Consider the following 13,657-nt stretch of genomic DNA (forward strand, 5'->3'; position numbering starts at 1 on the left):
TTTTGAGGAGTCTGATGTGCAATGAACTTTCTTAGTCAACTCACAGGTAGCTTTGCACAACCATGTGCTGAAAATCCGACTGTTGCAATGATCGAAGCTGCCTACCGTCATCATGAACTCGAGTGGCGTTACATCAACTGCGAAGTTGCTCCAGATGACCTCGGAGATGCGGTCCGTGGAGCAAGAGCCATGGGTTGGGCGGGATTCAATTGCTCGATTCCACACAAAGTCGCTGTGGTTGAGTTTCTAGATGGACTGGGCAAATCTGCTGAAGTCATTGGGGCAGTCAATTGTGCTGTGCTTCGTGATGGTAAGCTGATTGGCGAAAATACTGATGGCAAAGGATTTGTCCAATCGTTGCGAGAATCGGTTGACCCTAAAGACAAAACGATCGTGATGTTTGGCGCTGGTGGTGCTGCACGTGCAATCGGCGTCGAATCCGCACTTTCCGGTGCGAAAAAGATCACCGTTGTTAATCGTTCTGAAGAACGAGGCAATGCAGTCGTTTCACTCTTAAATGAAAAAACTGCAACGAATGCGGAATTTGTCCGCTGGGATGGCGATTTCCAAATTCCAGCAGGAACTGATATTGTGATTAATGCCACATCAATTGGCTTGTTTCCCGATGTCGATGCCTGCCTTGCACTAGATATGAATACACTCACATCGGGTATGGTCGTTGCCGATGTCATTCCCAATCCGCCTGAAACACGACTCATCCGTGAGGCGCGACAAATTGGTTGCACCGTAATAGACGGACTTGGTATGTTAGTGAACCAAGGCGTGATTGGAATCAAATATTGGTCAGGGAGAGATGTCGACCCAACTGTAATGCGAACCAAACTTGAAGAAATTTTCGATGTCACCACGGAGAACTCAGCATGAACCGCATTTGCATCTGTCTCGTTTTTGTACTTAGCCTGATATCCCCCTTTTCAAGTTACGCACAAGCCGCTGAGAAACGTTATGTACTAACTAGCGCTGATGGTAAAGTACAGACGGAAAAATGGGATCTCTCGGGTAATGGCTGGTCTGTGAGGAAAGAAACATTACATGGTGGCAAGCAGGAAGGCATCGAGTTAATCACCATTGACAACGGTGTGATGCAGATCGTTATCATCCCCACTCGTGGAATGAGTATCTATGAAGTTCGCAACAAAGAGATGCGGCTCGGTTGGAATTCTCCCGTCGAAGGAATCGTTCACCCATCATTTGTGGATCTCGACAGTCGAGGTGGCCTTGGCTGGCTTGAAGGTTTTAACGAATGGATGGTGCGTTGTGGATTAGAATTTGCCGGACACCCAGGCACAGATGAATTTGTCAATAACACAGGCGATAAAGCCACTATGGACCTGACGTTGCATGGTAAAATCGGGAACATCCCAGCGAGCGAAGTAGAAGTAATCGTTGATTCAGAGGCACCACACCGTATCCGCGTACGTGGTATTGTTTATGAGAAATTTTTCTATGGACCGAAACTCAAACTCATCGCAGAGGTCTCAGTCGTACCCGGCGAAGATACATTTCGTATTGACGACACAGTTACCAACTTAGGCTCATCTGATCAGGAATTCCAGCTGATCTATCACACCAATTTTGGTGCACCACTGCTGGGTAAAGGCACAAAATTGCATACGGCGATAAAAAAAATTGCTCCCATGAACGAACATGCGGGGAAAAGTATCAACTCCTATGCAACCTACGAAGGTCCAACGAAAGACTTCATTGAACAAGTCTATTTGATTGAGCCTCTGTCAAATGAAGACGGTATGACGGGTGCTGTGCTGCAAAATGCGAAAGGAAATCGTGCCGCATCTATGTACTGGTCTACAAAACAGCTACCTTATCTGACAATCTGGAAAAACACTGCTGCAACAGAGGATGGATATGTCACTGGAATCGAGCCAGCAACGGGCTACCCATATAATCGCAAAGTCGAGCGAGCAGCTGGCCGTGTCCCAAAGTTGGCACCAGGAAAAATGCGACGGTTCACAATCGATTGCGGCCTACATAACGGTACGTCAGCAGTAAAAACAGCCACTGAAAAGATCAAAACCATTCAAGGAAAGCATAAAGTCAAAATTCAGCCTCACCCCCCCACTCTCAACAATAATTAACATTGGTTTTGGAGGTTGGATGATACTCGTATTCACACCATTTAATGAGTTCATCTATGGTAGGAGCAGCTTTCGAATCCTTCTGTTCGACTTCCTTTCTCCAATTATCGAAAGAGACATACATTGAAGAAGCGACGTGAAAACCCAATGCGCGATACGCTTCAAATTGATCATCATCGAAAAATTGATCTGCAGTCGATTCATGTGGAAACTGCTTATTTCGTGCTGCATAACTTTGGATGGCAGGAGGTTCATGCTGTTTAAAGCCATGATCATGGTGGTGCCGATTTTCTATCGATGTGTAATAATTATGAATTAGAGAAGACTTCAGATAAATAAGCCAGCCGGTTGAAGCTTCAGCATCTTGATCTTCTTCATCTAGCTCTAATCGATCGGGATCTTTGGGATAGTTAATCTTTCCAATAATAAAATGTGTCTTTGCCGGATGGTCTTTTTCGTCAGGTCGCAATTGCGTAATATCAATTTCAACTTCTACATTCTCATCAATGTAGATCTGATTCACAGCATTAATCAGAGAGCTGAAATTGTATTCTGGATCACACTCGGCATCGCTCGCAATGATTAGTCTACAACGTCGTTGAAAGAGAGGATAAAGACCAATGTTGTCACCGGTATGCCCTCCATCTGATAGATTCACTACCCGGCCCTGGCTATTTGTGCTTCCTAAAAGCTCTGACCGAAGAAACCAAGGCCACCAGATATGTTTTTCCAGCCAAGAAGAACTAAATGGAAGTAATTTATGTTTCCAATTCTCATCAAGCCATTTTGTTTTCGGTTTCTTTTCGACGGGGAACTGGATAACTTCTTCATCATCAATCATCTCCTGATCATAAACGCGCGGATTAACCAGCCAATATCCAAGCCGAATATTAAACATGGTTAAAGCGAACGCTCGTGAAAATGAAGTTTGAAAACCCATATTGCTACCAACGGCAGCACCGGAAATCGTCATCGCAGTCGCTAGTTTTGTCCTGCCATTACGATATGTGTCAGTCGGTACATATCCGGTCGAACTGGAACCACAATATTCACGAGAAAAAATGAAATGATCTGATTTACGAGTACGCCGTGCCAGATCTCTCGACCCTGCTAAATTCAAGGAGCACAAAATGATATGATAAGGAAGCGGATTTCCTTTGTTTTTGCCCTCACGATTTAGATCTGTAATTTTCATAGAACTGTCATCGCGGATTAGTTTCAGTTCACCAGATTCATGTCGCTCTGTTTGTAAATAGGTCTCAGTCAGTCTATCTCGGTAAAAATAATGAATACTGAGTCGATTCACATCGATCAAATATCCAGCAATGATAAGAGCAAAAAAACTTCCCCCTGCAAGCAATAACCCTTTTTCCCAACGATCAACATCACCATATTTAATAGTCCACTCAATCACGACCATAAACGTACAGAATAGAAAGAGTGGAACTGCTAGTTGTAGGATTAATTGCGGAATTTTTGAAGCGATCACAGCCAGCGGACCACTGTTTGATTTCGGAGTTTCTCCTCGTAAAGCAAAGAGTCGAGTCACAAGAAATGAAAGACCGCTCAAGATGAGAAAAAACATGCCTGGAGGGGATTTTGTTTTATAAATTCCCAAACCAGGCGTTCCTAAATGCTCTCCCAGAACTGCCCAAATACAAAAAGCGACGATGGCTAATAATAAAAAAACAATCGTTGCATTAAAAATAATTGCAATTGACGCTCCTACCAAAGAACGATTTTTGGGAGTCCATATGGAATTTCTCTTACACACGATGAGAGAATAATAAAGCATGGAACCGATAAAAGCCCCCAAGCTAAAGAATAGGGGTATCATAAAAGTGGAGAACGTAAAATAATCCTTAGATTTTGGCTGATTATTTATGACTTCAGATGCGGCAAATATTCCTCCACAGACAACAAAAATCACACAAAAGTAGTACGTTAAACAAGTTCTCTCAACGATTTCTTCCTCTGTTTCTCCCAAATTCCCGCCTGTTTTTTTCCAGTAGGAATGAATAAACGGTATCGACAACGCAATACCGATTCCTGTAAGTGTTCCGATACAGAACACGACCACATGGTTTCCGTCCAATTTCGATGCAGTACTCCAGGAAGACCACTTAATTTCGCTTAGTTCTCGAGTCGATAAAGAGGTTTCACCAACCAGTGAGAGATAGCTGATAGCCAGGCCAACAATGGTAAGTAACGGTAAAGCCAAGATAAGAAACGTTGAGAATATTCCAACAAAGAACATCCCAACTGCGCGTAAAACATCTTTACGAAAGAGACCTTCCCGCAAGATCAAAAAACTGCCATGTTTTCGTAGATGATGCATTTGATCGGCGCGAAGCAAAGGAAAATTATCTGATAAATTAAAGTTTCCAAATGCTTTTTGATCAATGCTTACTTCGTCCTCTTCTGGTGGTACATCTGGATTTGGAATCGACATTAAGGAAGAAATGCAAGAACCAATATACCCACCTCCCGAAACTGTCGTCATGTAGTCAATTAAACGAAGACTATTTTTCCTAGCAAGCTTTTGTAGTACTCCTAATGCAAAAGTGGCAGATCGAATTCCTCCCCCCGATATTGCTAATCCAACGGAGTCTGTTGCTTGCTCAGAGACGCCCTGGAGCTTTGCTGCTTTTCTCCGCTTTTTCAGATATGCCTGTTCCTTAATTCGTACTTTTTTGGGTAAAGTAAGACGCCCCTGTGAAGCTTCTGACATAATAGATACCTATGGCTTTATGCTCTGTTGGTATATCTCTTGTAATTCTAGTCTGATTGCATTATGACAAAAAACCACATGTGAACTCAACAATACTTATTTAAATGTCGACTATTTAGATAAATTCGTATCAGGATCTCACTAATTAAGAATCCTGTTTTACAATCACCCTAAGTGGTCTACTAGTCGATGCGTTCCAGCCTCTCCAAAAATTAGTAAGCAAATTATTTCTATCCGCGTGGACTGAATCTAATACCATCAGTTTTCTTGTAAACACTCCCCATTTACGTCGTGATCTAATCTTTCAAAGATTTAAGCAACAAGGCCGCCATCATCGAGCATCGTCCTAGATGCGTGAATCAGGTCCTAAATCTCTGGATTCCCGAAACATCTTTTAAGCTGAGTAAACAATTTTCTGTGGCAAGACAAGATTGAATTACCCTACCCGGTTCTTGCTAATTTTCTGACCATTAGTCATGATGTCACCCCTTGCACTGCGACAGAACATCCTGGTTGTTTCAATCTAACACCAAAATTTTTAGGGATAATAAAATACGTGTGGTCACAGAAGGTTGCACAGCGGGCGATTATCATCGCCGGTTGCCTGGCCATGGTTTACACTCAACTGACAATGTCACCGGCAACGATTCAATTCGCACGCTCTCTGGGAGCAACCGGTTGGCATATTGGTCTTCTCGGGGCATTGCCCACGTTGATGTTGTTCATGCAGTTTGTCGCAGCCATCCTTGCCAACCACCTGCACTATCGTCGCTGGACCTGGTTTTCTTTCAGCATTCTGCAAAGATTGATGTTGATTCCGATCGCAGCGGGTCCCTGGTTCTTTCTCAGCTTTAGCGATCAAACCTGGCTTTGGTGCTTGATCGCTCTTACAGCCATGAATCACGCTCTGATCCATTTTACGACACCATTATGGCTGTCGTGGATGGGAGATTACCTTCCTCACACCGGGCTCAACCGCTATTGGGGAATTCGCCAGCTGTGGATGTATTGGAGTGGAGCGCTCTCCTTGTTGGGGGGAGCATTTTTCCTGTCTGAAAGCGGCTTGGACATCCGACAGGGCTTCGCAATCCTCGTCTGCATTGGTGGTTTGTTTGGAATCATTGACATTCTTATATTCCTTAAAGTGGATGAGCCGCCCGTCACAAAAATGAAAGAACCCAAATTAAAAGAGGTGCTTTTAATCCCTTTCAAGAATAAAAGATATCGGTCATTCATTTTCTTTACGTGCTTTTGGCATTTTGCGGCAATGGTCGGATCTCCGTTCATTAGTTTTTATCTACTCGATTACATCGGTATGGACGTATTTCTCCTCTTATTGTTGTGGACTTGTTCCTGGGTCGGTGGAGCGATCTTTTCGAAACGTCTAGGCCACATGGCAGAACATTTTGGAAATCGACCAACTCTGATTTTGTGCACGGCATTTAAGTCTACCAACATGCTAGGCCTCTTATTATTGCCTCAGGATCCCATCGTTGCGTTTTGGATTATGGTTCCTATTTTTATTTTCGACTCTTTGCTCAATGCGGGAATCGCCATTGCAAACAACGGATTCATGCTCAAGAACTCACCAGCTGAAAACCGAACCATGTTTATCGCTGCCGGAACCGCTGTAGCAGGCATGGTCGGAGGCCTCACATCAATTCTGACGGGAGCCTTTCTAGCCATCACATCCGGGTGGAGTATAGCTTTAGGGGAAATTGAAATTAACCATTTTCATATTATTTTTGCAATAAGCTTAGTTTTGAGATTGGCCGCTGCAGTGTTTGCACGAACAATTCGTGAACCTGAATCACACTGGACAGTACAGATTGTGGTTCAATTAGTGGGAGTCACTCCCTTGCGCATCCTCCGCTTTCCTGTGGGGCTCTATCGATCATTTCGCTCTGACGAAGACACTTTACTCTCTCGAAAAAAATGTCGAACACGAAAAAAACGCTGGGATTCAGAAAAAGAGAAGTAAACAGTCGAAAGCAAACTTTGGTTCATACTAAAAATATTGGTCTGCAGCTGAAACTCGCTGAACGAGTCGTTGCTGCTACAAGTGATCTCTCTGGTTCCAAAATTTTTCATTACTTTTTCAAAAGTATTAAGAGATTACAAAAACGGTAAGGTATCACAAAAATCGTGTACTCTGATTTTAACACAAGAAGACCATTAGGAAATTAAACACAGGCACATAAGTTGTTAGTTCGCATTACGTTGTGGATCTGAAACTCTGACCTCACTTCGTGTGTGTTGAGCACATCGGTAACGAAAGTTGGCCTCTTCATAAGTATATTTTATTTCTGAAGTTGCGAACTACTCCTTCTCAGAATACTGTCACACTCTACCATTTCTGGACATGATCTGAAATCGGGAGTATTCTTATTTAACAGACTACGACTACGCATCTCTCTACTAAAATTCTATAACTCATTAGCAAGGAAAATAGGAACTTTAGAACAATACTAGTTTCGAAAGTTTCTTACATAACGTAAATCGTCTAAGCGACATTGATTCTACGCTATTCCTGTGTGCAAGCCACTTTGATATGAGTATCAAGCGTTATGGTTATAAGGCTTAATTTGGTTAAATTAAAGTGGAAATGATTCGTGAGCGATGCACTTCTAAAATCAAGTATTTCAAAGTTGGTGTTGTGGAGATAATACTGTGTCGAAAAATTCCTCTGAATCAAAAAAATCTAAACACGATGAGTTCGCCGCAACACAAATCGTCGAGAGAGCTGACTATTCGAAAGAAGACCGCGACATTGCTTTCGCCGTTGAAGTTATGAGTGCAGCGGTCATCAATGAACGACAGTTGGCCTCTGCACTGGCAAACTGGACGCTACATGGTAGTACTCTTCTTTCAGATCACTTACTAAAAAAAGGATTAATCACACAGAAAACACAAATTGAGCTTGAGCAACGTTCTGAATGCCGGCTGAAGGAACTCTGGGACGAAGCAATTGAAAACAACGAAAATACTATTAACGCCAGCACCTTTACAAAAGCAGCATTGGAACGCTTGGATGAATCAGGTCGTATCGCAAAGCTATTGGGAATTAGTGCCGCTGTCTCTTCTGTTCAAAATGATGAGCTGCGCGAACACTTATCACGCTATCAACTTATTCACAAAATTGGGCAAGGTGGACTGGGAACGGTTTGGCTAGCCCGCGATAAAGAATTGCAACGATATGTCGCACTCAAAGAAATCAGAACCAGAAAAACAACTAGCAAAGCTGCACTTGATCGATTTCGTCGCGAAGCTGAGATTACAGGCCGATTGGAACATCCTGCGATTGTTCCTATCTACCAACTTGGTGAAGATGCTACGAGCGGCCAAATCTTCTATGTAATGCGGTTTCTTGGTAAGCAGACTTTAGAAGATGCAATCATCGAATATCATGAACGCCGTGAAGCTGGTGATGATAACCCTATGTTGCTTCGGAATTTACTGGCAGCATTTGTTACGATCTGCCAGGCGATTGGACATGCCCACTCCCGTAAGGTAATCCACCGTGACCTGAAACCGGAAAACGTAGCCATTGACAATTTCGGCCAGGTGATTGTGATTGACTGGGGACTAGCCAAAGTACTAGATGATGCGATGCTCAACGACAGTTTTAGCGAAGATGAGTTCATGGAAGTCATCGACGGGCAACGCACTCTCGCCGGGCAAGTGCTAGGATCACCACTTTATATGGCCCCTGAACAGGCAGCAGGACGGTTAGATGAAGTCAATGAGTCGACCGATATTTTTGGGCTGGGTGCGATCTTATTTGCTATCATCACCGGACATGCTCCACATGAAAAGACCCGCGAATCATCAGGTAGTGCAACAACACGTGAATTGATCACAGAAATCGCAAGTGGGCCAACGCCGCATGCGAGCACTGCAAACGAAGACGCAGATCCCATACTCGAAGCCATTTGTGCCAAGGCGATGGCCAAACGAAGCTATGCACGTTATACATCCACAACAGCGTTGGCTGAGGACGTCCAACGCTGGATGGCAGGAGAAACTGTCTCAGCCTATAAGGAGCGTTTCTCGCAACGCATCGGACGCTGGATTCAACATCACCAGCGACTCTCTCAACTAATCGCAGTCGGTATGATAATGTTGATTGTAGCGGGTACGACATTGACGATTTCTGCACGACAGAACCATCTTGCTGCACAACAAGCTCAGTTCGAAGAGATGCGATCTGATGAACGCGAGGTGGAAGTTCAACTCGTTTCCGCTGCAAAAGAGCTCAGCGTGGATGTACGATTCATGTCAACATTACCACCGATTCAAGGGATCATCGAGGCACGTGTCGGCATGAAAGAATCGGAAGGGGAAGAGGTTTGGCATGGTCGTCTGGAAACGATTTTTGAAGGATTACTGCGCGCTAATACGAACTATTTGACAGTAGCTTATATTGCCATTGATACCGACAAACCACAAGAAATTGTACGTGTCGAACGCCACGCGTCAGACCAGAGTTATATTCGCCGTGTACCCAAAAGTCGTTTGGCAACGCTGGAATTGTCACCACTGTTCAAATCTGTGATGGAACTTGCCCCGGGAGATGTCAAACTGTCGCTTGATGAGCAGCTTTCAGTTAATCACCGGAAGAGCAAACATCGAAAAATTCTAGCAGCAATTCCCGTTTTCGATGAACAATCAGGAAATTTCTTTGGGTTAGTTGCAATCGAAGCCAATATTATCGGTCAAATCCAGAACATTTTAAATGGTTTAGATAATCGCCTGGGTGAAATCTACATCACAGATAATGAAGGTAAAATTTTGGTCACTTCCAATTCAGCAAATGGTGTTGAGGTCATTTCACACGAGATGGCCATTTCGGAACTCATCCCCCAAACTACCGGATTCTTTTCCAAAGACTCAAGAAAACGCTACTTGAGTAATGGCTCCACCTTCATAGCATATCGTGTCCAATTGGATCCGACTGATGCTTCCTGCTGCCTGGGCATTGTAGAAAAAATTCCCTCAGATGATTGATGGAAAACAGGTTCGAACTTGCAAGGAAATTGTTAGCATGCATTTGTCGACTTTTCCTGTCACCAACAAGATAAATTAGCCCGTCCAGGAATTGAACCCGGTCCACCAGCTTCGTAAGCTGAGATGCAATCCGTCACACCCACGGGCTCTGTTGGTCAAAATTCTCACTTGATATATTTCATCAGAGCGGAAGGCATGGGATTTGAACCCACATGACCCGAAGGCCGCACGATTTAGCAAACCGGCCCGGCAAACCGTATCCGGCTACCTTCCTAGTTAAACAAAATGGACCGGATGGGAATCGAACCCATCACACCGACTTTGCAAAAGTCAGTCCCCCCCTTGGTACATGCCAGCCCTTAAAAAAATAAATAGCAGAGCCCGGTATCGATCCGGGCAGTCCAGCCTTATGAGAGCCGGTTGGGCACCTGCCCCTCTGCGTCAATAAAAAAGTAGCCAAGGCGAGATTCGAACTCGCAATCCCGAAGGAACGACTTTCTGAAAGTCGCGCGTCTACCAATTTCGCCACTTTGCCTTCCATCAAAGTGCGTCGGGACGGAGTTGAACCGCCACAGCCCGAAGGCGAGTGGGTTACAGCCACTTGGGCTCGCCATTGCCCAGCCAACGCATATTTTGTCCAAAAGTAGCACGGGCGGGAGTCGAACCCGCAAACAATCACGAAGTTTTAAGCTTCGTCGCTTTGCCTGTTTGCGTACCGTGCCAGACTTAAGCGTCCTCAACGGGATTTGAACCCGTGACCTTCTGCGTGACAGGCAGACGAGCATTCCGGACTGCTCCATGAGGACGAATTGTTTTCCAATAGCTCGGGTGGGATTCGAACCCACAGCATCTCTGGTTCTAAACCAAAGTGGTCTGCCAGTTGCCTACCGAGCCCTGTTTTTCTTTTTCTGGATCTAGATAGTATTAGTTCCAAATCAAGCACGCTTCCAAGGATTTGAACCCTGACCAACTGGTTTGGAATCAGTCATGCTGCCGTTACATCAGAAGCGTATATAATCAATTTAAAAAAGCTGCAGTGGCAGGAATCGAACCTGCGTCAGGACGGTTAACAGCCGCCTGCCCGTACCAACACGAGCACCACCGCATCAACAATCAAACCGCCAATGGTGGAGTCAGGATGACTGGATTTGAACCAGTGATCTCGTGCTTCCAAAACACGCGGGATGGCCAGACTTCCCCACACCCTGAAATGAAGAGCACCCAGCGGGAATCGAATCCGCACTTCCGCCATGGCAAGGCAGTAGGCTACCATTACATCATAAGCGCTAAATAAGTTTCTGATTGTCAATGAACAAGAGCACCAGGTGAGATTCGAACCCACGTCGCCGCTTTACAAGAGCGGAATCTTAGCCACTAGACGACCGGTGCTTATATTAAGTTAAGCGATTGATTCAATCAGCAAATGAGGTTGAAGGGATTTGAACCCCCACCCGCCTGGTTAAAAGCCAGGGATGCTACCGTTACACCACAACCTCCTCTACGGGTTGGGCGTTTCTGTTTCAAACGCTGAGTCTGACACATCTTTCATGTTCCTTTATAAAGCTTGAAAATAGCCCGTGTGGGAGTCGAACCCTACCTGCTCGGCTTGAGAAACCGATGACCTCACCCGAAGTCGAACGGGCCATATTAATCGCGCAACTTGAGCGCAATACAAAGCAGTTGATTCATTTTTGCTCTGATACCAATGATAATATTAAGATTGGGATACGAAAAAACCCGCTGCCTTATGACACCGGGTGAAATAGATTCTGTGTAAATCGACCAGGCATCACAGGCGCAAAGGCATTGCGAGTAATTTCTCTGTCGGATAACTGGCAGAGAGATCATGATTCAGATAGCCATACAAATCGATTGACCACAAAGTTGTAAACATGAGTAAATTCCGTTGATTGAATTCCTGTGCTTTATTATTTGACTGAATACTTAGAGACGAAGATCACAATTCGGTTCGCTATTTTTTCAAGATTCTAATACTTCATGTCAAAGTTAGATGATCACATCAAGCTTCGTTCAGAGCTATCTCATCTGAATTCTTTTCTGTAGATTCCTAAACAGGAATCCTTGTACGATCAAGTACATGATCGACGGTCTCATAAATTTGGCAAACGTGCTTCTGACAAAGTTGCCTGAGTTACTCTAAATGGGTATGATAAATGCTTTTACGGCAGTAACGAAGCAGTAATACTTTTTGTTTAAATTACTCCACGAAAATCAGCCTTGACTGTAAACGATTGTTTCATTAAATTGATACAGGCGTTTCACGAAATATAGCAAATGCCATGGATAAGCCAACTGAAGAACCACTGAGCCCGAGTGAAGTCTCCACACGTGAGAGACTACTCCAAGCTGGCCTAGAAGAATTCGCCGCCAAGGGATATGACGGTGCAACGGTTCGTGATATATGCCATCGAGCACAAGCCAATTTAAATTCGATCAAATACCACTTTGGAGACAAGTGGGAATTGTACATTGCTGTCTTAGAGGTATGCAAAGAGCGAGTAGGCCCCCCTTCACTACCGAACATACCAGTAGATGCAAAAGCAGAAAAGCAGTTACACACATTCATCCACTCAATGGTCAAAGTCATTTTGGCAAAGCGCCGCCAATCAGGCGATCCACGCGCCATGCAGATATTATTCCGAGAGATGCAGCAGCCCACTGGAGCCATGAAGGCTGGAATCAAAATGTTCGTAATTCCAATCTGGAAGCTGCTCAACACAATCCTTGCAAAATTGCTACCGGAAGATACTCCAGAATTCGATCGTCACCTCTTAGCATTTTCAGTAATGGGGCAAATTACCAGCTATCGCTTCAACACCATGGTCATGGACATTGTGATCACAAAATCAGAATCCGACCGAATAACGGCAAAACGCCTCGCAGACCATATCACAAGAGTGACTGTCGCCGCCGCTCACTCTTTCCATGTCCAACCCAAAACCAACGAGCAGTAGCCCGAGGCTCACCGGCGGCCAATACCACCCTATCCCATCTCACATTTCCACCCTGGAAACAGCTTTTTTCTATTCAAAACATAGAATACGGGGATTAAAAGCGCCTACCATTTCCTGCTCCACTCCCACAACAATAAGGAGATTTTCATGTGTTTAAAACTTACTCTAGTAACGATTGTCACCACAATCTGCCTAGCAGAGCAACTGCAAGCACAACAAGCACCCAAAGGATCACTCAAAGTAACTGTCTCTGGAATTCCCATGAACTCAAAGACTGCGACTATTATCCTGTTCGATAATGAACAGAAAATGACACTTGCCTTGAAGTCTAAGATGATTCAGAAGAACCGGAAACAATGGAAACATTACCACAGCATCTACGAAGCTTCTGCCAAAACAGGGTCAGCCTCTGCAATTATTAAAGGACTCCCCCCCGGTGAATACTCTATCATGACTTTCTGCGACCAGAATGGCAACAATCGGATGGACACAAACTTCATCGGCTTTCCTACAGAGCCTATTGGAATGTCTGGATCAGCAATGTCGAGCAAGCCTACCTTTCCACCAAAGAAGAAGCCAAGTTGGAAAACCACTAAGTTCCGGATCGAACCAAGAGAAAACCAACTGAACCTCAAAGTTTTCAAGCTTGGTTCATAGAGCCAACCAACACAAGGACCAACCAAACCTAACTCACACACACACAACAGCCCCAAACATTTCAGTCAAATGGGATCCGGCCTGTTTTCAAGCTGGATCCCATTCTTATCCATTTCCCCAAAGCCATACTCACCTTCAAGATCAGTTCAACTGCATTCCACTTCTCAAAA

Annotated in this window: 8 protein-coding genes and 15 tRNA genes; 7 read left to right on the plus strand and 16 right to left on the minus strand. The window is 44.5% G+C overall.

The features are described 5' to 3' along the window. The first annotated feature begins 21 nt into the window (after window positions 1–21). The gene (gene aroE / locus V202x_RS14790; protein ID WP_145176312.1) at window positions 22–885 is read left to right on the plus strand and encodes a shikimate dehydrogenase; all 864 of its coding nucleotides are present in this window, start codon (window positions 22–24) and stop codon (window positions 883–885) included. Further along, a complete protein-coding gene (locus V202x_RS14795) occupies window positions 882–2,117 on the plus strand; it encodes an aldose 1-epimerase family protein (protein WP_145176315.1) in 1,236 nt (411 codons plus the stop codon). The genes aroE and V202x_RS14795 overlap by 4 nt, the downstream gene beginning before the upstream one ends. On the opposite strand, the gene V202x_RS27495 is transcribed toward V202x_RS14795, so the two are convergent. Further along, the gene (locus V202x_RS27495) at window positions 2,104–4,848 is read right to left on the minus strand and encodes a patatin-like phospholipase family protein (RefSeq protein ID WP_197992880.1); all 2,745 of its coding nucleotides are present in this window, start codon (window positions 4,846–4,848) and stop codon (window positions 2,104–2,106) included. The two genes, V202x_RS14795 and V202x_RS27495, sit on opposite strands and share 14 nt — an antisense overlap. A gap of 556 nt (window positions 4,849–5,404) precedes the next feature. Here V202x_RS27495 and V202x_RS14805 point away from each other — a divergent pair. After that, complete coding sequence (locus tag V202x_RS14805; RefSeq protein WP_232098519.1) at window positions 5,405–6,829, plus strand: MFS transporter; 1,425 nt, start codon at window positions 5,405–5,407, stop codon at window positions 6,827–6,829. Between the two features lie 689 nt (window positions 6,830–7,518). Continuing rightward, complete coding sequence (locus V202x_RS14810; RefSeq protein WP_145176318.1) at window positions 7,519–9,855, plus strand: serine/threonine protein kinase; 2,337 nt, start codon at window positions 7,519–7,521, stop codon at window positions 9,853–9,855. A 76-nt stretch (window positions 9,856–9,931) separates the two neighbouring features. Here the strand turns inward: V202x_RS14810 and V202x_RS27500 are convergent. The 15 genes from V202x_RS27500 to V202x_RS27525 all read right to left on the minus strand — a co-directional run bounded on the left by V202x_RS27500 (window position 9,932) and on the right by V202x_RS27525 (window position 11,499). Then, window positions 9,932–10,003 (minus strand) — tRNA-Arg (locus tag V202x_RS27500). A 39-nt stretch (window positions 10,004–10,042) separates the two neighbouring features. Next, a tRNA-Ser gene (locus V202x_RS27505) sits at window positions 10,043–10,128 on the minus strand. Between the two features lie 13 nt (window positions 10,129–10,141). Next, window positions 10,142–10,214, minus strand: a tRNA-Ala gene (locus V202x_RS27510). 94 nt (window positions 10,215–10,308) lie between these two features. After that, window positions 10,309–10,390 (minus strand) — tRNA-Leu (locus tag V202x_RS14815). 11 nt (window positions 10,391–10,401) lie between these two features. After that, a tRNA-Tyr gene (locus tag V202x_RS27515) sits at window positions 10,402–10,483 on the minus strand. 16 nt (window positions 10,484–10,499) lie between these two features. Next, window positions 10,500–10,577 (minus strand) — tRNA-Leu (locus tag V202x_RS14820). Window positions 10,578–10,586: 9 nt separating this feature from the next. Continuing rightward, a tRNA-Asp gene (locus V202x_RS14825) sits at window positions 10,587–10,661 on the minus strand. 14 nt (window positions 10,662–10,675) lie between these two features. After that, a tRNA-Leu gene (locus V202x_RS14830) sits at window positions 10,676–10,749 on the minus strand. Window positions 10,750–10,795: 46 nt separating this feature from the next. Next, window positions 10,796–10,866, minus strand: a tRNA-Trp gene (locus V202x_RS27520). Window positions 10,867–10,886: 20 nt separating this feature from the next. After that, a tRNA-Asn gene (locus tag V202x_RS14835) sits at window positions 10,887–10,961 on the minus strand. A gap of 27 nt (window positions 10,962–10,988) precedes the next feature. Next, window positions 10,989–11,063 (minus strand) — tRNA-Pro (locus V202x_RS14840). An 8-nt stretch (window positions 11,064–11,071) separates the two neighbouring features. Continuing rightward, window positions 11,072–11,142: transfer RNA gene (locus V202x_RS14845), tRNA-Gly, on the minus strand. A 30-nt stretch (window positions 11,143–11,172) separates the two neighbouring features. Beyond that, window positions 11,173–11,244 (minus strand) — tRNA-Thr (locus V202x_RS14850). A gap of 35 nt (window positions 11,245–11,279) precedes the next feature. After that, window positions 11,280–11,351 (minus strand) — tRNA-Lys (locus V202x_RS14855). 75 nt (window positions 11,352–11,426) lie between these two features. After that, window positions 11,427–11,499: transfer RNA gene (locus V202x_RS27525), tRNA-Glu, on the minus strand. Between V202x_RS27525 and V202x_RS27530 the strand changes: the two genes are divergently transcribed. The 3 genes from V202x_RS27530 to V202x_RS14865 all read left to right on the plus strand — a co-directional run bounded on the left by V202x_RS27530 (window position 11,473) and on the right by V202x_RS14865 (window position 13,487). Then, window positions 11,473–11,616, plus strand: coding sequence for a hypothetical protein (locus tag V202x_RS27530; RefSeq protein ID WP_197992881.1), 144 nt, complete (start codon window positions 11,473–11,475; stop codon window positions 11,614–11,616). The genes V202x_RS27525 and V202x_RS27530 overlap by 27 nt on opposite strands. Before the next feature lie 539 nt (window positions 11,617–12,155). Continuing rightward, the gene (locus V202x_RS14860) at window positions 12,156–12,830 is read left to right on the plus strand and encodes a TetR/AcrR family transcriptional regulator (protein ID WP_145176321.1); all 675 of its coding nucleotides are present in this window, start codon (window positions 12,156–12,158) and stop codon (window positions 12,828–12,830) included. A 147-nt stretch (window positions 12,831–12,977) separates the two neighbouring features. Next, a complete protein-coding gene (locus tag V202x_RS14865; RefSeq protein ID WP_145176324.1) occupies window positions 12,978–13,487 on the plus strand; it encodes a DUF2141 domain-containing protein in 510 nt (169 codons plus the stop codon). The last annotated feature ends 170 nt before the right edge of the window (window positions 13,488–13,657 follow it).

Source organism: Gimesia aquarii (assembly GCF_007748175.1).
Lineage (GTDB): Bacteria > Planctomycetota > Planctomycetia > Planctomycetales > Planctomycetaceae > Gimesia > Gimesia aquarii_A.

What these genes read in the sequence shown, in the direction of transcription:
- V202x_RS14860 (WP_145176321.1), top strand. Translation starts at nt 12,156, where the DNA reads ATGGATAAGCCAACTGAAGAACCACTGAGCCCGAGTGAAGTCTCCACA.
- V202x_RS27530 (WP_197992881.1), top strand. Translation starts at nt 11,473, where the DNA reads ATGACCTCACCCGAAGTCGAACGGGCCATATTAATCGCGCAACTTGAG.
- aroE (WP_145176312.1), top strand. Translation starts at nt 22, where the DNA reads ATGAACTTTCTTAGTCAACTCACAGGTAGCTTTGCACAACCATGTGCT.
- V202x_RS14795 (WP_145176315.1), top strand. Translation starts at nt 882, where the DNA reads ATGAACCGCATTTGCATCTGTCTCGTTTTTGTACTTAGCCTGATATCC.
- V202x_RS27495 (WP_197992880.1), bottom strand. Translation starts at nt 4,848, where the DNA reads ATGTCAGAAGCTTCACAGGGGCGTCTTACTTTACCCAAAAAAGTACGA.
- V202x_RS14865 (WP_145176324.1), top strand. Translation starts at nt 12,978, where the DNA reads ATGTGTTTAAAACTTACTCTAGTAACGATTGTCACCACAATCTGCCTA.